This window comes from Pseudonocardia sp. NPDC049635 (genome assembly GCF_040659795.1).
GTDB lineage: Bacteria > Actinomycetota > Actinomycetes > Mycobacteriales > Pseudonocardiaceae > Pseudonocardia.
Map to the genome: position 1 here is coordinate 54,925 of NZ_JBFAON010000021.1, position 25,250 is coordinate 80,174.

At 74.0% G+C, this 25,250-nt stretch carries 26 protein-coding genes, 1 other RNA gene and 1 pseudogene; 3 read left to right on the forward strand and 25 right to left on the reverse strand.

The window, feature by feature from the left end:
- Positions 1-193: 193 nt before the first annotated feature.
- The 22 genes and pseudogenes from AB0J24_RS22000 to AB0J24_RS22105 all read right to left on the reverse strand — a co-directional run bounded on the left by AB0J24_RS22000 (position 194) and on the right by AB0J24_RS22105 (position 18,692).
- Entirely contained in the window at positions 194-1,129 is a 936-nt protein-coding gene (locus AB0J24_RS22000; RefSeq protein ID WP_358684199.1) for a DNA-processing protein DprA, read from the reverse strand.
- Positions 1,130-1,254: 125 nt separating this feature from the next.
- The gene (locus AB0J24_RS22005) at positions 1,255-1,440 is read right to left on the reverse strand and encodes a hypothetical protein (RefSeq protein ID WP_358684201.1); all 186 of its coding nucleotides are present in this window, start codon (positions 1,438-1,440) and stop codon (positions 1,255-1,257) included.
- Positions 1,441-1,898: 458 nt separating this feature from the next.
- Positions 1,899-2,141: a hypothetical protein gene (locus AB0J24_RS22010; protein WP_358684203.1), complete on the reverse strand. Its 243-nt coding sequence runs from the start codon at positions 2,139-2,141 to the stop codon at positions 1,899-1,901.
- Positions 2,142-2,472: 331 nt separating this feature from the next.
- Positions 2,473-3,600 (reverse strand): hypothetical protein, encoded by a 1,128-nt coding sequence (locus AB0J24_RS22015; RefSeq protein ID WP_358684205.1) that lies wholly within the window; start codon positions 3,598-3,600, stop codon positions 2,473-2,475.
- A gap of 72 nt (positions 3,601-3,672) precedes the next feature.
- A complete protein-coding gene (locus AB0J24_RS22020; protein WP_358684207.1) occupies positions 3,673-4,704 on the reverse strand; it encodes a bifunctional DNA primase/polymerase in 1,032 nt (343 codons plus the stop codon).
- A 388-nt stretch (positions 4,705-5,092) separates the two neighbouring features.
- The gene (locus AB0J24_RS22025) at positions 5,093-5,968 is read right to left on the reverse strand and encodes a GNAT family N-acetyltransferase (protein WP_358684209.1); all 876 of its coding nucleotides are present in this window, start codon (positions 5,966-5,968) and stop codon (positions 5,093-5,095) included.
- Between the two features lie 62 nt (positions 5,969-6,030).
- The gene (locus AB0J24_RS22030) at positions 6,031-7,317 is read right to left on the reverse strand and encodes an asparagine synthase-related protein (protein ID WP_358684211.1); all 1,287 of its coding nucleotides are present in this window, start codon (positions 7,315-7,317) and stop codon (positions 6,031-6,033) included.
- 392 nt (positions 7,318-7,709) lie between these two features.
- Positions 7,710-8,300: a hypothetical protein gene (locus AB0J24_RS22035; protein ID WP_358684213.1), complete on the reverse strand. Its 591-nt coding sequence runs from the start codon at positions 8,298-8,300 to the stop codon at positions 7,710-7,712.
- 45 nt (positions 8,301-8,345) lie between these two features.
- Positions 8,346-8,957, reverse strand: a complete 612-nt coding sequence (locus AB0J24_RS22040) for a hypothetical protein (protein ID WP_358684215.1) — start codon at positions 8,955-8,957, stop codon at positions 8,346-8,348.
- Between the two features lie 16 nt (positions 8,958-8,973).
- Positions 8,974-9,041: hammerhead ribozyme type II (locus AB0J24_RS22045), an RNA gene on the reverse strand.
- Positions 9,042-9,077: 36 nt separating this feature from the next.
- Complete coding sequence (locus AB0J24_RS22050; RefSeq protein WP_358684285.1) at positions 9,078-9,239, reverse strand: helix-turn-helix domain-containing protein; 162 nt, start codon at positions 9,237-9,239, stop codon at positions 9,078-9,080.
- Positions 9,213-9,449, reverse strand: a pseudogene (locus tag AB0J24_RS22055) (WhiB family transcriptional regulator); the annotation flags it as partial. The pseudogene AB0J24_RS22055 and the gene AB0J24_RS22050, both read right to left, overlap by 27 nt.
- A 78-nt stretch (positions 9,450-9,527) precedes the next feature.
- Positions 9,528-9,938 carry a single-stranded DNA-binding protein gene (locus AB0J24_RS22060; RefSeq protein ID WP_358684217.1) on the reverse strand — a complete coding sequence of 137 codons (411 nt, stop codon included), beginning with the start codon at positions 9,936-9,938 and terminating at the stop codon, positions 9,528-9,530.
- A gap of 578 nt (positions 9,939-10,516) precedes the next feature.
- Positions 10,517-11,119 carry an NAD(P)H-dependent oxidoreductase gene (locus AB0J24_RS22065; protein WP_358684219.1) on the reverse strand — a complete coding sequence of 201 codons (603 nt, stop codon included), beginning with the start codon at positions 11,117-11,119 and terminating at the stop codon, positions 10,517-10,519.
- A gap of 138 nt (positions 11,120-11,257) precedes the next feature.
- Complete coding sequence (locus tag AB0J24_RS22070; RefSeq protein WP_358684221.1) at positions 11,258-11,713, reverse strand: hypothetical protein; 456 nt, start codon at positions 11,711-11,713, stop codon at positions 11,258-11,260.
- Between the two features lie 259 nt (positions 11,714-11,972).
- Positions 11,973-12,596 carry a hypothetical protein gene (locus tag AB0J24_RS22075; RefSeq protein ID WP_358684223.1) on the reverse strand — a complete coding sequence of 208 codons (624 nt, stop codon included), beginning with the start codon at positions 12,594-12,596 and terminating at the stop codon, positions 11,973-11,975.
- An 88-nt stretch (positions 12,597-12,684) separates the two neighbouring features.
- Positions 12,685-12,876 carry a hypothetical protein gene (locus AB0J24_RS22080; protein ID WP_358684225.1) on the reverse strand — a complete coding sequence of 64 codons (192 nt, stop codon included), beginning with the start codon at positions 12,874-12,876 and terminating at the stop codon, positions 12,685-12,687.
- 439 nt (positions 12,877-13,315) lie between these two features.
- A complete protein-coding gene (locus AB0J24_RS22085) occupies positions 13,316-13,894 on the reverse strand; it encodes a hypothetical protein (RefSeq protein WP_358684227.1) in 579 nt (192 codons plus the stop codon).
- 79 nt (positions 13,895-13,973) lie between these two features.
- Positions 13,974-15,680 carry a ParB N-terminal domain-containing protein gene (locus AB0J24_RS22090; RefSeq protein WP_358684229.1) on the reverse strand — a complete coding sequence of 569 codons (1,707 nt, stop codon included), beginning with the start codon at positions 15,678-15,680 and terminating at the stop codon, positions 13,974-13,976.
- A gap of 309 nt (positions 15,681-15,989) precedes the next feature.
- On the reverse strand, positions 15,990-16,628 hold the full coding sequence (locus tag AB0J24_RS22095) for a hypothetical protein (RefSeq protein WP_358684231.1): 639 nt from the start codon (positions 16,626-16,628) through the stop codon (positions 15,990-15,992).
- A gap of 112 nt (positions 16,629-16,740) precedes the next feature.
- Complete coding sequence (locus AB0J24_RS22100) at positions 16,741-17,517, reverse strand: hypothetical protein (RefSeq protein WP_358684233.1); 777 nt, start codon at positions 17,515-17,517, stop codon at positions 16,741-16,743.
- A complete protein-coding gene (locus AB0J24_RS22105; RefSeq protein WP_358684235.1) occupies positions 17,514-18,692 on the reverse strand; it encodes an ArdC-like ssDNA-binding domain-containing protein in 1,179 nt (392 codons plus the stop codon). The genes AB0J24_RS22100 and AB0J24_RS22105 overlap by 4 nt, the downstream gene beginning before the upstream one ends.
- Before the next feature lie 382 nt (positions 18,693-19,074).
- On the opposite strand from AB0J24_RS22105, the gene AB0J24_RS22110 reads away from it, so the two are divergent.
- A complete protein-coding gene (locus AB0J24_RS22110) occupies positions 19,075-19,497 on the forward strand; it encodes a hypothetical protein (RefSeq protein ID WP_358684237.1) in 423 nt (140 codons plus the stop codon).
- A gap of 71 nt (positions 19,498-19,568) precedes the next feature.
- Here AB0J24_RS22110 and AB0J24_RS22115 read toward each other — a convergent pair whose 3' ends face one another.
- Genes AB0J24_RS22115 through AB0J24_RS22125 form a run of 3 tightly spaced genes read right to left on the reverse strand, consistent with a single transcriptional unit; the run spans position 19,569 to position 21,352 of the window.
- Positions 19,569-20,435 (reverse strand): helix-turn-helix transcriptional regulator, encoded by an 867-nt coding sequence (locus AB0J24_RS22115; protein WP_358684239.1) that lies wholly within the window; start codon positions 20,433-20,435, stop codon positions 19,569-19,571.
- 21 nt (positions 20,436-20,456) lie between these two features.
- Positions 20,457-21,038 (reverse strand): DUF6879 family protein, encoded by a 582-nt coding sequence (locus tag AB0J24_RS22120; protein ID WP_358684241.1) that lies wholly within the window; start codon positions 21,036-21,038, stop codon positions 20,457-20,459.
- Complete coding sequence (locus tag AB0J24_RS22125) at positions 21,035-21,352, reverse strand: hypothetical protein (protein ID WP_358684243.1); 318 nt, start codon at positions 21,350-21,352, stop codon at positions 21,035-21,037. The genes AB0J24_RS22120 and AB0J24_RS22125 overlap by 4 nt, the downstream gene beginning before the upstream one ends.
- A gap of 703 nt (positions 21,353-22,055) precedes the next feature.
- On the opposite strand from AB0J24_RS22125, the gene AB0J24_RS22130 reads away from it, so the two are divergent.
- Both AB0J24_RS22130 and AB0J24_RS22135 read left to right on the forward strand, forming a co-directional pair.
- A complete protein-coding gene (locus tag AB0J24_RS22130) occupies positions 22,056-23,024 on the forward strand; it encodes a hypothetical protein (RefSeq protein WP_358684245.1) in 969 nt (322 codons plus the stop codon).
- The gene (locus AB0J24_RS22135; protein ID WP_358684247.1) at positions 23,021-25,189 is read left to right on the forward strand and encodes a TraM recognition domain-containing protein; all 2,169 of its coding nucleotides are present in this window, start codon (positions 23,021-23,023) and stop codon (positions 25,187-25,189) included. Before AB0J24_RS22130 ends, AB0J24_RS22135 begins: the two co-directional genes overlap by 4 nt.
- Positions 25,190-25,250 lie beyond the last annotated feature (61 nt).

Here is a 25,250-nt window from a genome sequence, read left to right on the forward strand (position 1 = left end):
CCGGCAGGCCCACCCGCCCCGCCGCAGGCGGGTCCTACGGGGTTCTCGGCCCGCCGCGGCCATGAGCTGCCCTACGCCACCGGCCGCCGGCCCCCGCCAGCCCGCACCGCGTCAGCGTTGCGCGACCCCGGCGCCACCGGGTGGCGTAGGGCCGGTGGACCCCGCCGCGACAGCAGACGGGCCCACCGGGGGATCAGCTCATGCCGGCCCCGGGGGTACCCAGCGCGTCCAGGATGTCCGCGCCGCCGGTGACCAGTCGTGCGCCCTCACCGATCAGCCGGTGCGCACCGGCCGAGCCGGCCGAGGTGACCGGACCGGGCACGGCCATCACCGGGCGCCCGAGCCCGCGTGCCGCAGCGGCGACCTGCAAGGCCCCCGACCGGGTACTGGCCTCGACGACCACGCTGGCCCGACCGAGACCGCCCAGCACCCGGGCCCGGCCCCGCGCCCGGTGCCGGCTGGGCAGCGTTGCGGGCCCGACCGCGGACACGACCAGACCGCGCTCGGCGATCCGCTCCAGCAGCGCCGCGTGCGCGACCGGGTCGGCCCGGTCGACCCCGCCGGCGACCACCGCCACCGTCACACCGCGCGCGGCCAGCGCCCCGCGGTGGGCGGCGGCGTCGATCCCGAGCCCGCCGCCGGCGACCACCGTGTGACCGGCCCCGGCCAGCTCCCCGGCGACGTCGGTGGCCACGTGGACGCCGTAGGGCGAGGCCGCCCGCGACCCGGTCACCGTGATCGGCGCCGCGTCGAGGACCTCGTACCCGCCATCACCGCGTACCCACAACCCGACCACCCCGGGCAGGGCCGCGGCACCCGGCCACTGCGGGTCCTCGGGGATCAGCAACCGCGCCCCGCACTCGGCGGCGGCCTCACCGTCGCCGCGGACCGCGGCCACCGCCGCGCGCACCCCCGCCACCGACACCTGCCCGGCCAACTCCACCGCGACCACACCGGCGGCGAGCTGCTCGGCGGCCTCCAGCACCCCGACCGAGCTGATGTAGCGCTCGAGGGCCGGGCAGTACGAGTCGCCCACCCGCAGCAGCAACGCGCGCGCCGCGCGCACCTCGGCCCACGGGTCCGGGCCGGGTACCGGGGCGGGAATCGACAGACCAGTAGCAGCAGACATCGCAGAGCCCTTTCGATCAGCAGGGTGTCGGTGAACAGATCCGGTGCCAGACGCCGGCGCCGGCGCGGCCTCGCCGCGCGGTCCCGGGGCGCCCCGGGTGGGGCGCCCCCGCAGGGGCCGCCCGGTCAGAAGGGCGGCTCCTCGTCGCCGTACTCGGCGTCGGCGACGACCGGCCCGTACAGCTCCAGGAGCAGGTCCTCCAGGACCCGCTCCTCGGTGACGCTGAGCTGGGTGGGCAGGACCCCGTCGAGGGTCCACTGCCCGGTCTCGGGGTCACGGGCGACGCTGCGGGTCGTGCTGGTGCTGCTCATCTGGGGCCTCCGGTGCTCGGTGCGGCTGGAACGCGGCGCAGCCTCAGCACGCCCGGGGTGGGGGCCCGCAGGGCCGGCGGCGGTTCTGGCTGGCCCATCCCGGTGTGACCCCCGTACGCGACCGCCGCCGCCGCTCCCCGAGGTGACGGGGTCTCACCGGGATGGGTCGGCCAGGTTCGTCGGCGCTTGCCCCACCCCGGGTGTGCTGACCATCCGGGCGATCCAGACGTGCCGAGCACCGGAGGCCCACCCCCGGCCACCACGTCCCGGCACCGGACGCAACCCCTCCCACCCGGACCGGCACCGCGCTGGTGAGCTGTCGGCACCCACCGGCACCGGGATGGTGAGCTGTCGGTGCCCACCGGCACCGGGCCCGGCAACCCCGAGCTGTCGGCCCGGGCAGGGGCACGGGTCACCGCCCGGCCGGGGCACCCGGCCGGGCGGTGACAGCGTGCCCGTCAGTCACCCGGCTCGGCCTCGGGCTCGGCCTCGCGGAGCACGATGTTGTGGGCGATCGGGGTGGAGATCACCTGGTCCACCTCGTGGGTGTCCTCGCAGGCCGGGCAGGCCACCCGGTCCCCGGCCTGCAGGTCGTCCTCGATCAGGTGCGGCTCGTCGCTGCACCCGTCGCTGAAGGTGACGAAGCTTCCCGGGCTGAGCACCAGCCCGGTGTCGGGGTCGGTCCAGAACGTGGATGCCATCTCGGGTACCTCCGTCGGGGGTGTCGGTCGGTGTGGCTGGAACGCGGCACCGCCTCAGCGCGCCCGGGGCGGGGCCCGCAGGGCCGGCGGCGGTTCTGGCTGGCCCATCCCGGTGTGACCCCGTACGCGACCGCCGCCGCCGCTCCCCGAGGTGACCGGGTCTCACCGGGATGGGTCGGTCGGGTTCGTCGGCGCCTGAGCCCGCCCCGGGTGTGCTGACCTCCGGGCGATCCAGACACACCGACCGCCACCCCCGCACCCCGGACCCCCGGGGTTGCTCACCGTGGCCGGGTCCGCCCCGTCCACCAGCGTGCGTGCGCTTCCCCCGCGGTCAGGGCGGTGGGAGCAGGGTGGCGCCCTCACCGACCGCGACCCGCTCGGCGAGACGCTGGAACTGCGCGCGCACGGCGGGCACCCGGGCCGGGTCACCGACCAGCAGCGTCTCGAACTGCTCCAGCGCCCACCGCACCGTGACCCCGTGCCGGGCCAGATACAACCCGACCTGCTCGATCCGCCACCGCCGGCCCGGGTCCAGCCAGGCATAACCCAGCAGCTGCCAGCACCAGCGCGCGACCCGCGCGGGCGCATCGGCCCGCACCACGGTCTTGACCTCCACCAGCGTGTCTCCGACCAGCAGATCGGCCTCCGCCCAGTGCGGCACCAGCACCGGCGCGGCGAACCCCAACCCGCCGGCCCGGGCCGGGGCCTGCTGGTGAGCCCAGTCGTGCCATGCCGTGAGGGTGCCGGAGGTCTCGACCAGCCGGGCGAGCGCGGCCGCGTCGGCCACCACCGCCTCCGGTGCCAGCTCGCGCAGCCCCGCCACCGTCACCGCACCGCCCGCGGCGAGCTCGGCCAGGGCGGGCGGGGTCGTCCCGGACCGGTAGCGGTCCTCACCCAGGGTCCAGGCCGCGTAGGTGCGCGCCAACCCCACCTCGGCCCCGTGCGAGCCGATCGTCGCGGTCGGGGCGTGCTCGCGGTGGAACAGCTGCCCGCGGGCGGCGAGCTCACCGAACCCGTCATCACCCACCGCCGGCCCGGACCGGTCCGGGCCGGTGCCGGGCGGGGGTGGCGCGAACAGTGCCACGACGTCGCTGGGGGAGGGGCGCAGCCCCACCGCGACCGCGGCCAGATCCGGCTCTGCGGCGATCACCGCCTGCTGGGCCGGGTAGGTCGCGGCGATCGCGTTACTCGCCCGCGCCGAGACCACCCCGGCACCGACCAGCCCGTACAGCGCCGCGTACGGGGCGGCCGCCTGCACCAGCGCCGACAACCGCGCCCCCACCACCGCGCCGACCGTGCTCCAGTGCCCCGCTCCGACCCGGCCCGCCGGGCGTGACACCACCGCTGTGGCTGCGGCGGCCCGGACCTGGTCGACCACGACCCCGGTACCGGGAAGCCGCCGGGTGCACCACCGCGCGAGCACACCCTGCTGCAGCTGCGAGGTCAACGACACCGCCACCACCAACCCTTCCCCCGGGATCCACCCGGTCGGTCGTGCTGCTTGCGTGCAGCGGGGCGGACCCGGGCCGGGTCAGGCCTCACCCGAGCCCCCCGCCCCGCTGGTGGTGTCGGTGTGGTGGCGGCGGTCGATCCGCCGCGGGGCGCGGGCGCCGTAGGCGAGCCCGCGGGTGATGGTGCGTTCTGCTTCGGCGCGGGTGAACCCCTCGACGCCGATGTGGACGCCGGCCGCCTCGAGCAACAAGGCGTGGGCGTTGTCGGCGTCGAGTTCCCCACCCCCGACCAGCCGGCCCAGGGTGCGGGCCGCGGTGAGCAGGGTGATCTGGCGCTGTCCCTTCGCCGCGTGCTCGACCGCAGCGCTCTCACCGGCCAGGATCGCCGCGACGTAGGCGTTGGCCCGCCGGGTCGACAACACCAACGGTGCGCTGCGGCGCGGTTCGGGCGCCGGTGGCGGGGTGAGCAGGGTCGCCAGCCAGCCCGGGAGCTCGGCGATCTGGCCATGCTCGGCGACCATGTAGGCGCCCTCGGGGCGGATGCTGCCCGCACCGACCACGAACCCGCCCCCGGCGCGGGTGTCGATCAGCGGACCCAGGCTGTGCCCGTGACCGCCGTGGGTGTTACGCAGCGCCAACCCCTGCGGCATCCGGTAATAGAGATGCTCACCATCGGTCGGGGTCACCGTGGAGTAGGTGGCGGGCAGGGTCTGGCCGTGACGGGCGGCGAGCTGGTCGAGGACCTCGCGGCCGGTGGTCGCCCCGCCCCACCCGGGCAGAGGATCGGTGCTGGTGTCCAGATCGATCACCACCAGCCCCGACGGGCCGCAGGCGATCCCCACATTGAACCGCGCCGCCTCACCCGTCCCCGACCACCAGCGGCAGATCTGGGCACGGTCACGGGTGGCGCGCTGTTCCCACCCCTGGTGACCGGCGGCGCAGATCCCGCGCCCCCGGCAGCGCTCGGCGCTGTGGCGGGGCACCGCGGGCAGCTTGCCCCCGGCCTGGACCGGGAACACGTACAACCCGGCGGCCGCGGCGTCGAGCGCGACCCGACGCAACCGGGCCACCTCCCGGTCCCCGCCCCGCACGCGCCGGCGGGTGGATGACATGGCGTGGTCCTCCCCTCCCGCGACCCGGGCCGTGTGCCCGCCCCCAGCATCGCACCGCTGCCCGCGGGTACGGGCGCTGTTGATGCTCGTCGCAGTCGTCGCGGTGGACGTGGTCGTGGTGGTCATCAGGGGTCTCCTCCTGGGTGTCGTGGATGCGGTGACGCGCCCCGACGAGCACACCCCGGCGCCGGGCCGGGCTGAGGGTTCGGTGCTGGCCCGAGCGGTGTGTGGACCCGCGAAGCGGGCCGAGCCCCGGCGAGGCGGCGTCCCACCCGGTCGGGTCGGCGACCGGTTCATCCCCGGACCCGGTCACGGGTGTGCTGTCCTCCCGGGCGCTCACCTCACCCGACACCCCGGGCAGTGGCCCCGGGCTCACCGTTCGTGCAGATCAGCCGCGGTGGAAGGTGTGCAGACGGTCCACGTCGACGAATCCGGCGCGGCGATACAGCGCGGTGGCCGCGCTGCGGTCGCGGGCGCCACCGGGCTCGTCGTCGTCGACGTAGAGCACCGCGCGCCGCGCCCCCGCGCGGTAGGCGTGGTCGAGGCCGGCGCGCAGCAGGGTCCGTCCCCATCCCGCGCCGCGAGCGTCCGGATCGACCTCGAGCCAGGCGATGCGGGCGCTGCCCTGCACCGGGTGGTCGATCTCGATCTCACCGAGCAGCTGACCCGCGCGCCGGGCCAGCAGCCGCCAGCCCAGCCGGCGCTGTTCGATCTCGATCAGCGGGGTGCCCGGTGGGGCGGGGGTGGCGAGCAGAGCGGTCAGCGCCTGATCGGGCAGGACCATGTAGTTCCACAGGTCCTTACCGGTGAAGCCAGCGGCGCGCAGCGCGGCGACGGTGGCGGCTCGGTGGGTCACTGCGAGCGCTTCGAGTCCGAGGTCGAGTGCCGTGGCGAACCCGAAGGCCTCCACCGCCGAGTCGGGGTAGCGCTGCAGTGCGCTGTCGAGCAGGACCTGCGTGAGGCCGGTGTCCTCGCCGGTGTGCATCCACGGGACGACCGCGGTGGTGTCGCGGGCCCGCCACCCGGTGGCGATCACCCCCCGGACCTGGCCCAGATCGTCGACGGCGACGTGGTGGCGCAGGTCGGTGAGCTCGGCCCACAGGCGGGAGTCGATGGGCGAGCGGCCGGTGAGGGCCTGGGCCAACCCGGCCGCGGTGGGCAGGGGCTGGCCGGGCAGCAGGTCGGCGGTGACCAGAGCCAGTACCGCCGGGTGATCGGCGGCGCGCAGCGGACGCACGGTGATCGTGGCGGGTCGGGTCACCACGGCCGCACCTGCATGGAGCCAGGATGGCCCGCGGACGGGACTACGTCGAGTCAGGGGTCGGGTCACGAGGTCACTCCTGGAAGTCGGGCGCCGCGCGCCAGCGCGTCGCGCAACCATGTCTCGGTCGCGGTCACGGTCATCGCCACCGCGGTGTCGGCGGTGTCCAGGCCGGCGGGGTCGATCACCCCGGCGGCGGTGAGCAGTCGTGGCTGGCAGGGTTCGATCAAGGCGCCCAGCGCGGTCTGGAAGTACTGCTTAGCCGGGGGAAGCATCGGCCGGTGGTCGGGCTCGATCAGCGAGACCACCGCTGCCTTGTTGCGCTGGTAGGGGGTCGGCAGGTCCGGGTCGTAGCGGTGCGCCGGGGTGAGCGCGGCCGCGGCGGTGAGGACCTCGGCGTCGAGGAACGGTGAGCGCTCGGGGATCGCGCCGGCGTCGAGCAGCGGTGCGTGCGGCCAGATCGCGTCGTGGGCGAACCTCGCCGCCCAGGATCGGTGCTCTCGACACCGGTCGAGGTGCCCTGCCAGCCAGCGCGTGCTCCAGTCCTGCACCCGCGCGCGGAACCGGTCGGCGACCACCGCAGGAACCGGTGCGCCGAGGGTGGTGGCCCAGGTCGCTCCCCAGTACATGCGCGCCCCGGCCCGCTGCGGCACGGCCCGGGCCAGGACGGCCGCCGCCTCGTCGACCAGGACGCTGCCGCGGCCGCGGTCGCCCAGATACCGCAGCGCGGCCCGCGGTCCGCGTGCGGTGAGCAGCTCGCAGGTGGCGAACCGTGGCACCTCGAGGACCTCGTCAGCTCCATCACCCGAGAGCAGAACCTCACATCCGGTCGCGGCGGCGCGGGCGGCGAGCGCGGCGTTGAGCTGCGGGAGCGCGTCGAGCCGGGGCCCGATCGGTGACCACGCCACCGCCGCGGTCTCGGTGGTGTCCACGACCTGCACCTCGCAGCGCAACCCCAGCTGCGTGATCAGCGCGGCGGCGACGTCGGCGGCCGCCCGGCCGTGGTCATCGACCAGAGCGATGGTGAACGCCACGACGCGTCGCCCGCGGGCCTGCCGGCACGCCTCGGCCAGCACCGCCAGGCTGTCCATTCCCCCGGAGAAGCTCACCCCGATCACGGCCGCGTCGGCGGCCGCGCGAGCTACCGCCCGCCCGAACGCCGGGCCGAGGCCGGCCCCCGGCCCGGTCGAGCACCGGGCCGGGGGTTCGGCGAGCGAGGCGCCCTGCCACGGATAGAACTCGCCGTAGAGCACCGGTGGCGCGAACAGCAGCGCCAACGCCTCCCGGTCGATGGTGGGCCGGGCAGCTGTGCGCAGCCACGGCCCGATCTCGGTGCAGAACGCCTCGCTCATCGCCTACCGCACCCGCAGCAGCAGAGCACGCACCAGCGCAACCACCCGCGACGATGCACTCACAGCGGCGCTGTCACCGCGGATGCCGCGGCCGTGGGACCCATCGCCTGGAGAGGACTTCGCAGCCATACCTGAACCTCCGTTCATCGGTGCCGACCCCGGTCGGGGTGGGCGCCACGTCCGGGACCGGCCCGGGTCGACCGCTCGGGCGGGTGCGCTCGCCCGAGCGGTGTGGGATCGGCCGCCAGGCCGACGAGCGCAAGCGAGCCCGTCCCACCCGGTCGGCGCGGGCAAGCCTCCGATCGAGCGCAGCGACCAGGACCGGTCACAGTGGCCACGCCCACCGCCGACCACAGGGGCCTGCACCGAGCACACACCCGGTCTGGATGGGTTCAGCGCGGGGGGTCGCCGCCGGCCTCGTCGGGTTGCGTGGTTCCCAGCAGGGGTTCCTCGTCGAGGCAGGCGAGCAGGGCCCCCGCGGCATCGGCGGTGGCGCGGGCCAGGTCGGCTAACCGGGCGTGCTGGTCCGGGCTGGGCTCGTTCTCGCCGTGGGCGCCGTAGGCGGCGGTGACGGCGTGTTGGTAGCTGTGGTGGTTGCGGCGCAGCTGGTGGTGGGCGCGCACGAGGCGCTGCCGGCGGTACAGGGCCGGGACGCACTCGGCGTGGAGGTAGGTCAGCGGGGCGTCGGCGTCGCCGAAGACCTGTTCGGGGTTGACCACGTGCCAGGCCCGCTCGACCGGGAACATCATCGGCCGGTCGCACCAGAAACACCACATCTGCCCGATGTCGACTCCTGTGGTGGGCACCCAGCGCAGCTGCGGCCACGCCGCCACCCCCAGGTCGGGCGCCGCGGGGGCGCGCAGGGTTTCGAGGGTGTCCATCGCGGCGGCGGCGTCGAGCGCCGCGGCCTGAACCGGGTCGTCCCCGCCGTGCACGTCACCGTCGCGGTCGGGGTCGTGGTGGGTGGTGTGGGGGTGGTTCATCGGGTCGGCTCCGTCTCATCAGAGGGTCTGGTCAGGGGGGTCTGGTCAGGGGGTGGGGTGACCGTGGGCGGTCAGGTCCTGGAGGGCGTGGCGCCAGTCGGGGCGCGCGGTCGCGGCGTGGCCGCGCAGGCGCTGTTCGTCGACCGGTTCGGGGTCGAGCACGGTGACGCTGCGGGCGGGCAGATACCGCAACGCGTCCTCACCGGGGACCGCGATGCCCACCCGCTGTCCGCCGTCGCGGCGGTAGCGGTCCGGGCCGATCCACCGGATCTGCCCGGTCACGCCGACGTGGCGGCCGCGGCGGGTCAGCGACCGCACCCGCCGCCCCACCCGCGGTGCGGTGGCGTGCTCACGGGCGACCGCGACCAGGTGTGCCAGCAACCGGTCCCGGTACCAGGCCTCGGCGGCGACGCGGACCTGTTCGGTCGCGTCGACGGTGGCGTGGTTGTGGTAGGTCCAGCCCCGGGTGCTGGCGTACTCGCGGGTGGTGACCTGCTCGCCGTCCCAGACCACGGCGAGGAAGTCGCTGTCGTCGTAGCCGTTGCGCTCGTAGGTGCCCAGCACCGCCCCCACGTAGGAGCGCTGCGGGTCCCCGCAGGACCGGCCGTTGTTCTTGTTGTCGGTGGTGCAGGCGGGCCCGCACACGGTGATCGGCATCGCAACCTCCCCGAACTGGGATCTGCCTCGTCAGCGCCGGGGGATCAGTCCTCGGCGGACGCCGCGCGACGCGGCGTTTCGGCGGTGCTCACCCCGTGGCGTGCTCGGGTGGCCCGGGTGTCAGGTGCTGGCGGCCAGCCAGCGGCTCAGGGTCCGGGTACTGATGCCGTACCGGGCGGCCACGACCCCGTGGCCGGCGCCCTCGCGGACCCGGGCGACCGCGGCGGCCCGGCGGGCGTGTCTGGCCGGGCCGCCCGAGGCCCGCCTGGTGCCGGTGCGCATCCGGCGGCGCTCGTCCTCGGTGGTGGCGCCCCAGACCCCGTCCGCGCCGAGCTCGAGCGCGCGGGCCAGGCACGCCGCGGTCACCGGGCATCGCCGGCACACCGCTGTGGCGGCCGCGGCCTGCCGGTCGGCGGCCGCGCCGCTACCGACGGGGAAGAACAGCTCGGGGGACTCCGCCCGGCAGGGCAGGTCGTGGTCGAGGAAATCCATCGCAACACACCTCACATCTCGGGGTACGCCACACCGGCCCACCCCCGCGTGTGCGGGGGCAGGCCGTCGGCTGCGGGGTCAGGAGCTGGGCTCGGGGGCGGTGGTCGAACCGGTGCGCTCGTGGCGCGGGCGGCGGGCGAGCGGCGTGGGCCCCCTGCGCAGGTCCGGGCCGATGTGCAGTGCCTTGAGCTGGGTGCGGCGCACCGGCCGGTCGGCGCCCTCGGGGGTGAAGGAGTTGTCGGCAAGCTTGCCGACCACGATCACCGCCGACCCGGCGTGCAGGCAGTCCGCGGCGTCCTGGGCCATCTCCCCGAACACGACCACATCGGTCCAGACCGGCTTGTTGTCCACCCACCGGCTGGTGGTGCGGTCGAAGTAGGCGTCGTCCTCGGCCATCGAGAACCGCAGCACCGCCTCACCGGTGCGCTTACTGAAGGTCAAGACCGGCTCGTCACGGCCGATGTTGCCGATGTAGGTCTTCTCGTTCATCAGATGCCTCCTGCGAACAGTGGATGTCGGGCTGGTTGGTGACGCGGCCCCGCCTCAGCGCGCCGTGGTGGGGCCCGTCAGGGGCGGCGAGGGTTCGGCCTGGCCCGAGCGGGTGGGATCGGCCGCCAGGCCGACGAGCGTCAGCGAGCCCGTCTCACCCGCTCGGTGTCGGAGCCGGTTCATCGACGCGCACCCCACCGCGGTGTGCTGACCCTCGGGCGTCACCACACCAAGCCACCGACACCCACCCCACGCAGGCATCAGGTGAGCGCACCCCCACAACCCGGCACCCCGGGCCGTGTCGTGGGGTTACCGGGACGCTGCCCCGCATCGGATGTCGAACCACCCGGTGTGCAGGTGTCCTCGCGGATCCCGGCGCTGCGCGCGTCGTGTGATCGCGTCAGGGCGGTGGGCCGTGCCAGCACGTCGCCGTGGAGGCGGGTCGGGCCGGCCGGGCCCACGGTCGTGGCGATGGGCAGCGGCGTCGTACTCGTCGTCGTGCTCGTGGAGCTGCGCCCACTCCGCCCGCCGGCTGGATCGCGCCGATCAGGACTGACGACGTCAGGCGCCGGGTCCGGCTACCGCGTGGTGAGTCGATAGGCATCGTCGAGCCAGGCGCGACGTTGCTCGGCTGTCGAGTTCGCCAGCGGTCCGGCGAGCAGTCGCCGGACCTCGGCGTGGTGGAGGTACTCGCCGACGCAGCGACGCCAGATCGCGTCGAGCGGGTCACCGAACACCTCGGTTTCGCGCGCCGGGGCGGTGTCGCCGGTGTTGAGAACGACGAGTCGGCGCAGCGCCAGCAGGGGTGTGGGTTCACCGGCCGCCTCGTCGAGGCGGTACACGACACCGGGCACCAGGACTCGATCCATCCAGCCCGCCATGATCGCCGGCGGCTTGCCCCACCAGTTCGGGTGGACCACGACCAGCGTGTGGGCCGCAGCCAACTCGCGGCGGTGCCGCGCTGTGAGCGGGTCGGCTCCGGCGCTGAACGCCGACGCGCCTTGCGGCCGTGTGGTGTCGAGACCTTCCGGGCCGTTCACCGGGTCGAATCCCTCGTCGTGAAGGTCGTGCCAGCAGACTCGATGACCGCACTCGCGCAGAGCGTGAGCGGCGGTCGCGGCCAGGGCGTGGGAGAAGCTGCCCGGCCGGGGATGAGCCAGCACGATCATCGACGTCGGCACCCGCCGCAGCCTACGTCGCCCCGGCCGGTCGACCGTGGGGCCCCGGACCGCGGCCGGGGCCCCCGGGTCCGGCCGGACCGGGGGAAGCCGAGGCGTTCATCGTCCGGTGATGACGGCGCCCGGGGCCGCGCTTGGCGGTCAGTCCCGGGACAGGGCTGCGTACTGTTCGGTGGTCTCGAACCGGTCGTGCAGCGGGATCGCCGACCCGCCGCATCCCAGGTGCGCCGACAGCCTGCGGAACCGGGAATCGCTGCTGTAGACGAACGCGCCCGAGGCCATCGGCCCGACCCGGTCCGGGTGGGCCTGGTCGGGCACGGCGATGCCGTAGGAGCCGGCGCGCTGCACCAGCCGCACCGCGGGTGCGTCGTCGTCGGGTGCGAACACCGCGGCGTCGTAGAACTCGATGAGGTCCCCGACCAGGGTCACGCGGGTGACCCGCCCGGACAGTCCGCCGTTGGAGTAGTCCGAGCCGTCGACGTCACGCAGGATGCTCACCCGCAGACCCCGCCGCGGCTGCGGCGCCGGCGTGCCCCCGCCCAGGTCCGGGCCGGGGTCGGCGGCCGTGGGCGCGTGTGTGTGCGTGGTGGTGGTCATGTGTGGTCTCCAGGGTGTGTCGGGCTGGTGGGTGACGCGGCCCTGCCTCGGCGCGCCCCGGGGGCGGCCCGTACGGGGCGGCGGGGGTTCGGTGCTGGCCCGAGCGGGTGGGAACCGCGTCAGCGGTCCGAGCCCCGGCGAGGCGGAGTCCCACCCGGTCGGTGTCGGCGCCGGTTCATCGCCGCGGACCGCCCCGGGGTGTGCTGACCTGCGGGCGTCCCCCCGGGCCCGGCCACGCTCGACAGGCCCGCCGGTGGCGTCAGCGGGGGGCGCGCGCCTCGGCCAGCGTGGTCCTGCCGCAGGTGATGGCCTCGCTGATGCCGTAGACGCCCCAGCACGACTTGATCTCGGTCCAGTCCCCGCCGCTGCACCGGGTGTGGGTGCACGACGTGCCGGTCGGGCACGGTTCCCAGCGTTCGGCGATGTAGCCCACGACCTGGCCGCGCGACCACAGGTCATAGGTCTCGACTTCCCCGCGCAGCCGGGCGTGGGCGTGGTCGTCACCGGGGTAGCTGCCCCCGCACGCGGCGGCCAGCTCGTTGCGCAGCAGGTAGGCCAACCCGGCCTGCTCGGAGTCCCACGGGTCGGCGAAGCACCCGCTGCGGGTTCCGGCGCGCAGGGCCAGCTCACCGTAGGTGTAACCCCACACCGGCAGCACGACCGCGTCACAGAACACCGTCAGGTAGCGGGTGGCCAGCCGCCAGCCGCCGCGTTCACACAGCTGCCGCAGCCGCCCGGTGTGGTCCTCCCACGGCAGGTCGTAGCGGTCGACGTCGAGCACCAGGTGCCCGACGCCGCCCTGCTCGCGCGGTGACGGTGACGCGTCGTCGGGCAGCACCCGCACCCGGCCCGCGGGCACCGCGACGATCTCGATCTCACGCATGACTGACAGTCCTTTCGCAGACGACACCGGGGGCCCCACCGCGTGCGGTGCGACCCCCGGGTCGGTAGTGGAGAGTGATGGCCCGCGGTCAGTGCCAGATGACGGCGCGGGCCTGGGCGCGGGCGAACAGGGCGACCTCGCGCAGGACGGTGAGCCGGTCCTGCAGATACCCCGCAGGTCGGCCGCAGTGCACGACCGTGCCGGCCGTGTTGAGCTCGTGCATCGGGACGCCGGCGTCGGGGGGAGCCAGGGCCAGGGCCAGTTCGACCCTCCCGAGCATCTGCTCGGCGTCGAGTTTCCCCGACCAGCGGGGTGTCCTCCTCCGGTGGTGGCGTGCCGGCCTCGGGTGGGGGGTGGACGACGTCGGCGGCGCCCAGCTCGGTGACCAGGCCCAGCGCGCGCAGCAGCAGCATCGCGTTGCCGACCCCGACGTCGAGGTGCGGTTCGGAGTCGGTGCTGTAGTGCACGACCACGAACGGGCGGTAGGCGTGCTCGCCGCAGTCGGGGGCGGTGCAGAACCGGTGGTGGTCGGCCAGACCGGCGAGGGCGCCGGCGTAGTCGCCGAAACGGCGCCGGTCCTGGGGCGGGTGTGCCGCGCACCGGATGCTCGCGCCCTGTTCCACCGGGCCCCCGGCGGGGGCAGCAGGTCTGAAGGTGACACCCATCGTGTCGCTCCGTCCGTGGGACCGCCCGGGCCCGGTAGGGCCCGGGCGGTGGGGTCAGTGGATCGCCGGTCGCCCGGCCCCGGCCCCGCGGCCGCGGGCGGTGGCCAGCAGCGTGTCGGGGTCGGTGAACCAGGCCCGGACGACGTCGCCGGCGTCGTAGTGGTCGAACCGGGCGTCGAGGCGCTCGAACGCGCCGGGCATCCGCCGCTCGACCTCACCGATCAGGTCGTCGATCGGGTGGTCGAACCCGGCGCCGCCGTGGAGATCGGCGTACTCGGCCAGCGCCAGCTGCTCGAACAGCTCCCGGTCGTCGAGTCCCGACACCGCCTCACCGCCACGGCCGTCGACGTCGTCGTCGGGTGTGCTGGTCGTCTGGTAGACCACGCCGTTGTTGACCACGACCTGTAGTGGCGGGTTGTGCGGGAACCGGTCGGCCAGGTCGCTGGTGTCGATCGTGACCTGCAGCAGCGGCCCCGGTTTCCAGTACACGCTGACCAGCGCATCACCGACGCGCACCGCGGGACGTTCGTCGTCGCTGGTCTGGGGCAGGAACCGGGCCGCTCGGTTGAGCCGGTCATGATCCCGGTGGTGCGGGTGATCGGGCTCGTGCACCCGGGTGTGGGTGTGGGTCATTGCTGGTCTCCTTCGTGACCGAGGGGTGGGGGTCCTGCCCGGGGAGGGGCCGCAGGGGCCCCGCCCCGGGCAGGTCGTGTCAGTTCGACCGGTCCGAGTCCTCGGCAGCCTCGCCGTCTCCGCCGGGGCCCGCGTCGTCGTCGGTGGGCTCCGCTGCCTGGTCACCAGGCTCGTCGCGACCGCAGCCCTCGTCGTCCCCGCCGGCGGGACCGTCCCCGTCGTCGGGGGCGTCGTCGGTGTCGGTGGTGGCGTGGGGGTCGAGGGCGAGCTGTTCGACCTCGGACAGCGTGTAGCCCCACACGCGCAGCTGGGTCAGGTAGCGCTGGGTGCCCGGTTCGGGGGTGCGCCAGTTACCGCGGTGGGTGGCGGCCTCGTAGGCGCCGAGCACGAACGCCAGCGACAGCATCGTGGCCCGGGCCGCGCCGGCGGCGCGGGCGGCCTCGGCCAGCGGGTTGACCCGGCCGCTGTAGTAGCCGCCCCCGGACGGGGCGTCGAGCCCGAGCAGCTCGCAGGCCAGCGCGTTGCCCGTCTCCATCGCCGTGCGCAGGGCGTGTGCGCCCTGGCCGAGTTCGGCGGCGACATAGATCGCCGCACCCTTCGGCGCCGCTTTCCGGCCCAGCAGCTCGGCCAGCCACTCGCGGCGCACGATCTGCGCGGAGGCCCACGCCTTGTTGTTCTCGATCACCCTGCGGCGCTCGGCGCGCGCCGCTTCCTTCTCCCGAGCCTCCCGGTCCGCCCGCTCCTGCTCACCCTCCGATGCACCCCCACCAACACCGGCGCCGGGGCTGGTGGGGGTGCGCATGCTCTCGCGCAGCGGGGCGTGCCCGTGCCCGGCCGGGTCCAGACACAGCCACTCGACCCGCGCCTGGGGGCCGTCGTCGCCGAAGTGGCGGTAGGTGAGCACGTGTGCGGCGTGGCCGGGGCAGTCGCGGTGGTCCTGTTCGACCAGGACGGTCCCCTCCGGGTCGTTCGGGCTGGGCCGCAGCCGATACAGCTCGGCCGCGCCGGCGTAGTGGTCGTCGTCGCGGTCGATGACACGCACTCCGGCCTCGGTCAGCTCGGCGACCGCGGCCGCGCGCACCTGCGCCTCGCCGCGCTGGTCACGCAACCGCTGGGTGAGGTGGCGGAACCGCTCCGGGTCGTGCACCGCGACGTCGGTGAGCTGCTTGACGGCTTCGTCGTCGTCGGCGAACTCGGCGATCACCGACATCTGCATCAGGTCCAGCTCGTAGCGCGACCCGATCGCGGTCGCCCGCGCGTTCGCCGCGACCTGGGTGCTGCGCCGGACCCGCTCGGCCTTGGTGCGGGTGGCCCTGGCGATCTGGGCGGGGGTCAGCCCCAGCCCGAGCAGTTGCTGATGCGCAGTGACTTCCTCGGCGTCGGTGATGGCGCGCCGGTGCTGGTTCTCCACCAGCTGCTCGACGATCCGTTCGGTCTGCCCGGCGCGGTAGTCCTCGCCGGTGGTGTCGACCTCGTCGCCGTCCTCGACGGCCGGTTCCGCGGCGATGATCACCGGTACCTGGCTCAAGCCGACCCGGACCGCGGCCAGGGTGCGGCGCTGACCGGTGCGCACCACCAGTGTCCCGTCGCTGGCCCGGCGGCGCACGGTGATCGGTTCCTGCACGCCGCGGTCGCGGATCGAGGCGCAGAAGTGCGGGTCGAGGTTCGCGTCGAGGCGGGTGTTGACCTCCAGCTCCAGGGTGTTCGGGTCGACCAGCACCAGCCGGCCGAACGCTGTCGCCTCGGTCACGGCCGGCCCGCCGGTCGGGTTCGGTTCTGCGCTCATGTGGACCTCCCACAGTGGTTCTGGCCCCCCGGTCGCGGTGTCGATGCCCGACACCGCGCAGGGGGGCGCGGCCCCCGAAGCCCGGGGGCGCACCACGTGGCCCGGGCAGGCGGGGGTGCGGGGAGGCGAGGGTTCTGCCGTGGTCCCCCCGGGTGTGGACCCGCCCGGGTTGTCCTGCCCCGGCGCGCTGTGCTGGGCGGCGGGTTCACCCGTGGGGGATCGGCGGCAGGTTCCTCGCGGCCCCGCAACCTCCGGCTGCCAGCGTGTGTCCGCCCCCAGGCCGCGGGGGCGCACCACACGCCACAGCTCCTACCGACCGGGTCCGGAGTCGCCCCGGTCGGGTCCGGGGTCGACGCGGGCGGCGAGCTCGTCGAACAGCTCACCATCCCCATCCCCGTCCCCGCCGGCCGAGTCGTCGGTGTCGAGGGCGTCGTCGAGGTCGACGTCGGTAAGTCCGATCGCCTCGAACGCCTGCCCGAGGTGATCGACCAGGTCGGCGCCGCAGACGCCGCCGGCATCGGCAACCCGCAGCCGGGTCCAGGCCACGAACAGCCCCAGGATCCACCGCTGCGCCGCCGAGGCGGTGGTCATCGGCCACGGGGTGTGCCCGCCCGGGTCGCCCAGCGCGAGCAGGGTGTGGCGTTGGCGGGGGCTGGCCGGTGCGGTGGCGGGGTCGTGGTGGCGCTGCAGCAGCGCCACCACGCCCTGCCCGCCCGCGGAGGTGGTGGTGTGTCCGGTGTCGGTGAGTTCGCCGTGGCGGTTCCACCCGCTGTAGGCCCACCCGCTGTGCTGTCCGTCGCGGATGGTCGGGGTGAGGCGCACCTTTCCGCCCGCGGTGGTGGTGAACAGCAACGACGCCTCCGCGCCCGGTGCGCAGTCCTGGGTGAGGCGATCGGGGTCGATACCGGCGTGCTCGAGCAGCCGGTGAAGCTCGGTCGGGGTCGTCATGGGTCGTCCACTCCGATCACGTGACAAGAGGAAGAGGGGTGCCGAGCAGCGGCGCCCCGGCCCCTGCTGCGGGGGTCCGGGGCGCCGCCACCGGTGGTGGTGGCACGGCTGGTCAGGGCTGGGCCGGGTCGGTCCTGGGCGGGCAGCGGTGCAGCTGCGCGACGTGGGTGGCGTGCCCGGCCCGCTGCCACGTCGGCCCGGACACCGCGGTGGGCATCAGCTGCCAGCCGGCCCGTTGCAGCGCGGTCTCCGCGGCCCGGGCCGCCGCCTCGTTGATCTCCCCGACCGGCGGGCCGGGTGGGGCGTGCACGATCTGGGTGCCCGCGACCGGATCGTCGATGTAGATCAGTCCGCTGGGCCGGTCCCACTCGGCCTCCACCGGTGGCGGGCTCGGCACGAACCCGGCCCCGGGCGAGGGGTCGGCGGCGAGCGCAGCGTGGCCGGCGGTGACCCGCTCCAGCCAGGCCTGCCCGCTCAGCACGGCCAGCCTGTCCAGGGCCGCAGGGTTGCTGAGCAGCGTCTGGGGGTCGGGCAGCGCCGCGGCGGGCAGGTAGATCTCCCCGGAGCCGTCGCACTGTCCGGTCCACAGCCCCAGGCCGGGCGCCGACAACGCGACCGTGCCCAGCCAGCCCTCGTGCGGGTCGTCCCAGGCCATCCAGGTCGCACCCGGCGCGACCTGGGCCAGCAACTCCGGCAGGCGCCCGTCGCTGACCGCCCCGCCCCGGCCCTGGCTGCTGGTGTAGGTCGCACCCAGATAGATCCCGGCCCGGGCGGTGTCCGGTTCGTCGTCGACACAGAACAGCTCCAGCTGGTCGAACACCACCGCCAGCGGTGTCGCCGCCTCGACCGGCAACTCGACGACGCTCACCGCGAACTCCACCGCGTTCACACCGCCACCCCCGCCACGGTGTCGGCGGCGGCCACGGTGTCAGGGGCGGCGTCGGTGTCGGTGTCGGGTGGTTCGGGTTGTGGGTCGCGTCGGCCGTCGAACGGTGCGATCGGGGCGAGCTCGTCGACGATCTCGCGCGCCACCGCCACCACCGTGGCCGCCGCGGCCCGCACCACCTCCAGGTCCCCGTCGGCCCAGCCCATCACGTAGGCGTCGGTGTAGGGCTCGGAATCCAACCCGAACGCCTTGCACACGATGTGGGCCACCGACTCGGCCTCGGTCTCGACCCACCCGTGGTGCTGCACCGCCGCCACCAGCCCGGCGGGCTGGTCGAGGTGCCCGCACCGGATGTGGGCCAGCTCGTGCACCGCGGTCTTGACCCGCTGCGCGGCGCTGAGGTCGTCGCGCACCCGCACCAGCCGGGTGCCCTCCCCGGCCACGGTGACCCCGTTGGCCTGGCCCAGATAACCGCTGCCCGGTTCGGCCAGCGCGTAGTCGTAGCCGGCGGCGCCGATCAACGCGACCACGTCGTCGTAGACCCCGGTCGGGTCCTCCCCGTCGAGCAGGACCGCCTGCTGACCGCCGTAGACCTTCACCTGGCGGCGCACCTCCACGGTCGGCACCACGTAGTTGTCCGCCCACGGCACGATCGGCGCGGTCTGGGACAACTCGAAACTCCGCTCGAACTTCCAGCCCGCCACGATCACCGGTAACCGGCCCTGCCCGTCGCGGGTCACCCGCCGCCCGGTCCGCGCCTCGTAGTCCTCGCGCTCGTCCTCACGCAACCGCCGCTTGACCGGCGCCCAGATCCTGAACCCGGTCTCACCGGCCATCACCGTGCGCTTGTGCTTACGCCACCCCGAGCTGCCCTCGCGGGCGCCGTAGGCCATGAACATCTGCGGTTCGACACCGCGCCGTGCGGCCTGGGTCATCAGCAGGATCTGGTTGCCCAACGAGTAGCGCGCACCCCACGCGGCCACCGTCTCGATGAACTCCAGCCACTCCACCGGATCAGCGGCCATCCGCTCCAGGCGGGCCATCATGTCCTCGTGCGCGGCCGCCATCGCCTCACGCCGCGCCTGCTGCTGGGCCTCGGTCGGCGCCGCACGACGACGCGTGCGCCCACCGTCCGCGGCAGACCGGCTACGGGTACGACTGCGGGTGGTCTGTGCCATAGCAAGGGCTCCGATCAGACGAACACTGCTCCCGCCGGCCCCGGGGAAGTGGGGCCGGCGGAAGCCCCACCGCCGGTCGCGGTGGGACGTGACTCGCCCGCAGACCGGGCGGGTGGCGCGGCATCGTCGGGAAAGCCACCCGACCGGCTGCAGAGTCACCACGGCCCACCCCCGACACTGGCGGCTGCCACCCGCCACACCCGCGGGCACCGTGCACCGCCACACCGCGGCTGCCGACACCGCCTCGGATACGCCAAACTCACCCCGCCCCGCCGCACGCAACCCCGAGCAGGGAGGAGCCGTCATCGACGCGATCACTGCGTGGGCCAGCCCAGGCCTGACCACCGACAACGACACGACCCCGCCCACCCGCGTCGCCTTCGTGACCGTGACGTTCTCGATCACCGTCACCACCGCCGACCCCCACCCCGGCGCGGACCCGGTCGATGCCATCACCGCGGACCTGATCGGGCGGGGCTTCACACTGCTCACCGGCCACGGCCCACCCGCGCTGCAACCCGCACCCGAGCTCCCCGGCTGGTGGGCCGACCTGCACCAGGAACGGCTCCAGATCACCGCGCACGGTGAGACGTTCTACGACGGCGACCTCGGCCCCGCCGTCCCCCACGGATGGCACCACACCGCACGGGCCCGGGGCCGGCTCACCATCCTCACCGCCACCGAACTCGACCTGCAACGGCCCGACCGCGGCGAACAGACCCACCACGCCATGCACGCCGGCCGACTGGTCGCCGCCCAGGCCCGCGTACGGGCCGGAGACTCACCCCCGTCCGGGGCGAGCTGACCGCCGTATCTGGGGTAGCGGTCACCACCGACCGGGCAAGGGACCGCCCCGTACAGGGATCACACAGCTCCTCACCTGGAGTGGTGGGTGAAGATCTCACTCCGCATCTCTTGAGCGATGCGCCGGACGAGGTCACGTGAGGCGTCCTCGCTCAGCGCGGCATCGCGATACACCTGGTGTCGGTGGCGGTAGCGCGCCACCCGGGCAGGGTCGTCCTCGCGGTACTCGCTGGCCTCGAGTTCGACGACGACCACTGCGGGGGTGTCGTCCTCGGCCGGCTCGAACAGGTCGAAACTTGCCCCGTACCGGCTCGCCATGTCGGTGTCGACGGGGATGACCCGGAACGAGACCGTCGGGAGGTCAGCAACATCGGCGAGGTGGAGCAGTTGCTCGGCCATCACGGCTGCCCCACCGAGGCGGTGACGCAGAACCGCCTCGGTGACTACGACGTCGAGACGAGTCGTCGGGCGGTAGAGCAGGTCCTGGCGGGCGATCCGGCCCATCACTGCTGCGTCGGCAGCGTCGTCGTCGAGGCCCACGACTTCTCGCATGAGGAAGCGCGCGTAGCGGGCGGTCTGGAGCAGGCCGGGTATCAGAGCGTTCTGGAAGACCCGGATGAGCGCAGCGTCACGTTCGAGCTCGTCGTAGCGTTGCTGGTGCTCTCGCCAGCCCGCGTTGTGCAACGTCGACCAGTCGAGCATTCCGCCGGACTCGACGGCTGCGGAGAGCACGGACTCGGCGTCGGCTCCCTCGGCATCCGCTGTGTGGTCGATCCAGGCACGCACGAGCTCCTCATCGACACGAGCCTGCCCGGTTTCCAGCTTCGAGACCGTGGCCTGGGAGATCCCGAGCAGCCGGCCCAGTTCGGTACCGGTCAGTCCCACGGCTTTGCGCCGCGAGCGCAACCGCGCACCGAGCTGCTGCTTGGCCTTCTGCAACCTCGGGACCTCCCTTCTTGACTAGTGGCTCGGTGATGGCATGTGCAGCAGCGGCGGGGCCGGTACACGACCGCGCCGCTGCTGGGGGACGGAGTCGAGGCTGTAGTGCTCCGCGCTCACAGTTCGGCCGGGTTCGGTGAGCATCCGGCGGATCTCCACGAACGGCGCGATGTGCTCCACACGCTCCGCGCCGAGGAAGTGTCCGTAGTCGTCGAAGTGCTGGATGAAGGCCGTCGCGTCGTCGAAGAGCCAGAAGTCAGGGACCGCGCTCCAGGCAGGGTCGAGGTACTCGCGCTCGACCACCTGCACGTCTTCCCCGGCTGCGATGTTGTCGGGGTAGGCGGCGAACTCGAAACGCGTGTAGTCGGTGAGCGGGCGACCGACGACACGCACCCTCCCGATCGATGCGTTGCGTGCCCGCACGTCCTCCACGATCCGGATCCAACTGTTGTTGTGACGCGTCTTGCGAGGTACGGACCCGCTGCGCAGGAACGCGTCGATGCGCTCCTGCTCACCCTCGACGGTGTAGAGGTCGCGGCCCTCGTAGCGCCACGCATAGTCGGTGAACAGGTCATACATCCGGCCCAGCTCCTCGGCGCTCATGCTGCAACCTCCTCACTCAACTCGATCAGGTTCTCGTGGGCAGGAGCACCGATCACACGCAACACGTCCACGTCAGTCACCTGACGTCCGTGCACGCGTACCCGATCGCCAGCGAGCTGCTCGACGACGCCAGGCCAGCCCGCCAGCCCGACTGCTGCCGCGTGTCGACGCAGAAGCTCCCCCGGGACGGTCACAGCGTTGGGGTCACGCTGCACGCGGTCTCCTTGGATGACTACGGTCCCGCGGTCGGTCACATAGGTGTTAGGGCAGTTGCCGCCCTCACAACCCAGGCCCGCGATCTTCCTCACCAGCATTCCGCCTCCGAGTGCCTCATGCCGAATATTTCAAGCACTCCCGAGGGTAGCTGGCCGTACCTGCTCCACGGAACAGCTCCATAGACACCTCAGGCTAGCGAATATTCTGAATATTCTCTACTCTGAGGGTGCCTCGGCCGGTGTTGGAGCACCGGCCGAGGCGTGGATCGCACAGCTGCAGTCGCCGAGTTCTGAGGAGTACGACCCATGTCCAGGATTCCAGGGGATCCCACACGCCCCCCGTCGACCCCGTCCACGTCCACCCCGTCCACTCCGCCGGTGTCGCGAGTGTCGCTGGCGGTGGTGGCTTCCGCTGGCGCTGCTGTTGTGCGGTCGTCGTGGCCGCCGGGGGAGACGGTGGCGATGACGGCGGTCGAGGACGGGTTGGAGCACGAGGTCGCTGTGGAGGATCTGCGGGCGGGGTGTGTGGCTGGCCGGTATCGGGCGGTGTGCGGGGTGGTGATCGGGCCGGTGGCGTTGACGGTGCCGGCCGGGGCGCCGTGCCGCAGCTGTGTGGTGGAGGCTGTGCCTGCTCCTGACTTGGTGGCTGTCGATGCGCGGCGGTCGCGTCGGGTGGCGTCGTCGTGGTTGCGGGGGTTGCGGGCGCGCACGGCGCGCCGCGGCGGCGCTGTGTCGCGGGGGTTCGGCGATGTCGCCGCGTAGGGCGGTGCCGCGGGGCCGTGGTCAGGCTGAGCAGCTGGCGGTGGCTGCGCAGCAGGCGGCTCGGGTGCGGGCGTTGTCGACGCATCCGGATGTGATCGCGTTGCAGGTCGAGCGGGTCCGTCGGCAGGTGGACTGGTTGATGTGGTCGGGGATCGTGTTGGGGATGGCGTTCTGCATGACCAATGTGCAGGCCTTCGCCGCGGGGGATGCGCCGGTGGGGTCGTTGGTGTGGTGGTCGGCGTGGTTGATGGATCCGATGGTGTCGTTGGTGTTGATCGCGGTGATCCGTGCTGAGCAGGTGACGGCGCGCTGGCAGGTGGCGAGCACGGCGTGGGCGCGTCGGACGCGGTGGGCGACGTTGGGTGCGACGTATGCGATGAACACCTGGGAGGCGTGGGCGGCGGTCGATCTGGCGTTGATCGTGTTGCATTCGGTGCCGCCGTTGGTGGTGTTCGTGGCTTCGGAGGCTGCGCCGGGGTTGCGCGACCGGCTCACGGCGGCGGTCTATGCCGCGGCTGCGGCGGATCCGGCCCAGCGGGTGGCGCCGGTGACGGTGGGCGAGGCGGTGGCCGCCGAGCAGCCCACGTCCGGGCTGGTCGCGGACCCCGAGGGTGCCGGGGCCGGTGACCGGCAGGAGAGCACGACCCCGGCGCCGGAGGGTGCGGGTGCCGGGCAGGCAGGTATCGGGCGGGGTCGGTGGGAGCGTGCGGAGTTGTTGGAGGCGGGCCCGGAAGTGCGGGTGGCCCAGGTGGTGGATCTGTTGCGCGGCGGGTTGGTCGCGGGTCAGGACCTGACCGGTGAGCAGGTCGGGCTGATCTTCGGGCAGTCCGAGCGCACCGGGCGGCGGGACCTGGCCGCGGCCCGGCACCGGCTGCGCACCTCGCGTACGGCCCCCGCCGAGCCCGGCCGCGGCGGGTCCGGTGGGAGTGGTGACACCGGGGCCGGGGCGTTGGTGCTGCTCGGCCCGGGTCCCGAGCGTCCTGCGGGTCGTGTGGAGGTGGGAGCGTGAGCGGGGCGGAGCTGCGCAGCATCGAACACACCGAGCACGCCGAGCACGCCGAGCACGCCGAGCACGTCGAGCACGGTCAGGAGTCCGGGGCCGCACCGTCGGTGCGCGTGGTCGAGTCCCCGCTGGCGGCAGCGCCGACGAGCTCACCCCGGCCCCGGGCGCGGGCCCGGGTGGTGGGGGTGCGGGCCGGTGCGGGTCGGTGGGTGTCGGCGGCGTGGTGGTGGGCGGTGCTGCCGGTGGTGCGGGCGGCGGTGTCCTCGGCCGGCTGGGCGCAGTTGACCCAGCGGGCGGCGCCGCTGGTGTGCCGGGTGCGGGCCCAGTGCGCGGCGGTGACCGCGCTGGTGCTGGGGGTGGTGTTGTGGTCCTGGCCCCCGGGCGGTGCGGCCGCGGCCGCCGGGGTGCTCGCGCTGGCCGGTGCGGTGGTGGCGGTGCGGGGCGCCCGGGGCCCTGGTGCGGGGTTCGCGGTGGTCGGGCTGCTGGTCGGGCTGGGATTGTGGCTGGTGCCGGGGGTCGCCGCGCTGGTCGCGGCGGTGCTGGTGACCGCGGGGGCGGTGGTGGTGGCGGTGCCGGTGGCGCGGGCGGTGTATCCGCACACGGTGCGGGGCCGGGTGCGGGCCGGGTTCGGTGCCCAGGGCTGGGCGGGCTGGTGGGATCTGCACCGGCATTTGTCCGCGCATGCGGTCCGCGCGGCCGCGGTCGCGACCCGCCCGAGCATCACCGCCCAGGTCACCGACAGCAACGACGGTGCCGGTGCCGGGGTGGGGCGGCCGGTGGCGGGTCGGGTGGAGCGGTTGCCGGTGGCCCAGTGCGGGACGTGGCTGGGCCGGTCGGTGGTCGGCCCGGTGTGGGGCAGAGACTGTTATGCCGCGCACCGGGATGTGATCGGGCAGGTCGCGCCGCCGCAGACGGGTAAGACCGCGTTGATGGGTCATCACATCGTCGATCACTGTGGGCCGGTGCTGGCGACCTCGACGAAGGTGGACCTGTTCACCCACTGCGCGGGGGCGCGTGCGCTGCGGGGCCCGGTGTGGTTGTTCAACCCCGAAGGGCTGGGCGGGCTCGGGTCGACGGTGTGGTGGTCGCCGGTGACCGGGTGCGCGCGCCCGCAGACCGCGACCGAGCGGGCCGGGTTGATGGTCGCCGCGACCACCTCGGGTGACGACGAGGGGGACCGGTGGGACGACTGGTCGGCCAGTGTGCTGGCGGCGTTGTTGATGGCCGCGGACCTGGCCGGACGCGACATGGCCACGGTGGCGGACTGGGTGTTCTGCCCGACCAGTGATCCCCGCCAGGGCGGTGCGGCCGAGGCGTTGGCCATTCTGCAGCACGCCGGGCCGGGGGTGGTGCCGGTGGGGACGGTGCGCTCGTTGCGGCAGGTGTTGAGTACTGATGCCCGCAAGACCCGCGACTCGATCTTCATGACGCTCTCGCGGGCGGTGCAGTTCATGACCGACCCGCAGATCGCCGCCCTGGCCACCCCGACCGCCGGGTCAGCGGCGGTGGAGTTCGATGCGGAGGCGTTCGTGGCGGGGGCGGGTTCGGTGTTCCTGGTGGGCTCGGACCGGGCGCACGCCACGGTCGCGCCGCTGCTGGCGGCGTTGACCGGGCACGTGTTCGAGACCGCGAAACGGGTCGCTGCCACGAAAGCGAAGGGGCGGTTGGATCCGCCGTTGGGGATGTTCCTCGACGAGGCCGCCCTGATCACCCCGGTGCCGTTGGACCGGTGGATCGCCGATGCCGGTGGTCGGGGCATCCACATCGAGTGGGCGGTGCAGTCGCCCTCGCAGCTGGCCCAGCGGTGGGGGGCGCGGGGGGCGGACACGATCTGGAACGCCACCAACGTCAAACTCGTCTACGGCGGGTTGACCCTCGACGAGGACCTGGAGAAGGTGTCCACGCTGTGCGGGCACCGTCATGAACCGGCCCCGGCGGGGGAGGGCACCGAACGCTACGAACGGGTCCGGGTGTGTCCGCCGGATCGGGTGCGGCGGCTGCCGCAGTGGCATGCGGTGCTCATCCACCGCGCCACCCCGGCCACGATCGTGCGGATCACCCCGGTGTGGACGCGCACCGACCTGCTGCCGGCTCCGCAGGTCCCCCCACTGCCGGAGCCGGTGCCGGTGGCGGTGCGGGCCGCCGCTGCGGGTGTCGGGGAGGCGGCGTGAACCGGGGGTGTGGTCGCCGCGGCCGGTTCCGAGGGTTGCGACACGGTGGCACGATGAACCG

Coding starts and splice junctions, on each gene's coding strand:
- AB0J24_RS22000 (WP_358684199.1), bottom strand. CDS start 1,129: ATGTCTGCTGCTACTGGTCTGTCGATTCCCGCCCCGGTACCCGGCCCG.
- AB0J24_RS22005 (WP_358684201.1), bottom strand. CDS start 1,440: ATGAGCAGCACCAGCACGACCCGCAGCGTCGCCCGTGACCCCGAGACC.
- AB0J24_RS22010 (WP_358684203.1), bottom strand. CDS start 2,141: ATGGCATCCACGTTCTGGACCGACCCCGACACCGGGCTGGTGCTCAGC.
- AB0J24_RS22020 (WP_358684207.1), bottom strand. CDS start 4,704: ATGTCATCCACCCGCCGGCGCGTGCGGGGCGGGGACCGGGAGGTGGCC.
- AB0J24_RS22030 (WP_358684211.1), bottom strand. CDS start 7,317: ATGAGCGAGGCGTTCTGCACCGAGATCGGGCCGTGGCTGCGCACAGCT.
- AB0J24_RS22035 (WP_358684213.1), bottom strand. CDS start 8,300: ATGAACCACCCCCACACCACCCACCACGACCCCGACCGCGACGGTGAC.
- AB0J24_RS22040 (WP_358684215.1), bottom strand. CDS start 8,957: ATGCCGATCACCGTGTGCGGGCCCGCCTGCACCACCGACAACAAGAAC.
- AB0J24_RS22050 (WP_358684285.1), bottom strand. CDS start 9,239: ATGCGCACCGGCACCAGGCGGGCCTCGGGCGGCCCGGCCAGACACGCC.
- AB0J24_RS22060 (WP_358684217.1), bottom strand. CDS start 9,938: ATGAACGAGAAGACCTACATCGGCAACATCGGCCGTGACGAGCCGGTC.
- AB0J24_RS22070 (WP_358684221.1), bottom strand. CDS start 11,713: ATGACCACCACCACGCACACACACGCGCCCACGGCCGCCGACCCCGGC.
- AB0J24_RS22075 (WP_358684223.1), bottom strand. CDS start 12,596: ATGCGTGAGATCGAGATCGTCGCGGTGCCCGCGGGCCGGGTGCGGGTG.
- AB0J24_RS22080 (WP_358684225.1), bottom strand. CDS start 12,876: ATGCTCGGGAGGGTCGAACTGGCCCTGGCCCTGGCTCCCCCCGACGCC.
- AB0J24_RS22085 (WP_358684227.1), bottom strand. CDS start 13,894: ATGACCCACACCCACACCCGGGTGCACGAGCCCGATCACCCGCACCAC.
- AB0J24_RS22090 (WP_358684229.1), bottom strand. CDS start 15,680: ATGAGCGCAGAACCGAACCCGACCGGCGGGCCGGCCGTGACCGAGGCG.
- AB0J24_RS22095 (WP_358684231.1), bottom strand. CDS start 16,628: ATGACGACCCCGACCGAGCTTCACCGGCTGCTCGAGCACGCCGGTATC.
- AB0J24_RS22105 (WP_358684235.1), bottom strand. CDS start 18,692: ATGGCACAGACCACCCGCAGTCGTACCCGTAGCCGGTCTGCCGCGGAC.
- AB0J24_RS22120 (WP_358684241.1), bottom strand. CDS start 21,038: ATGAGCGCCGAGGAGCTGGGCCGGATGTATGACCTGTTCACCGACTAT.
- AB0J24_RS22125 (WP_358684243.1), bottom strand. CDS start 21,352: ATGCTGGTGAGGAAGATCGCGGGCCTGGGTTGTGAGGGCGGCAACTGC.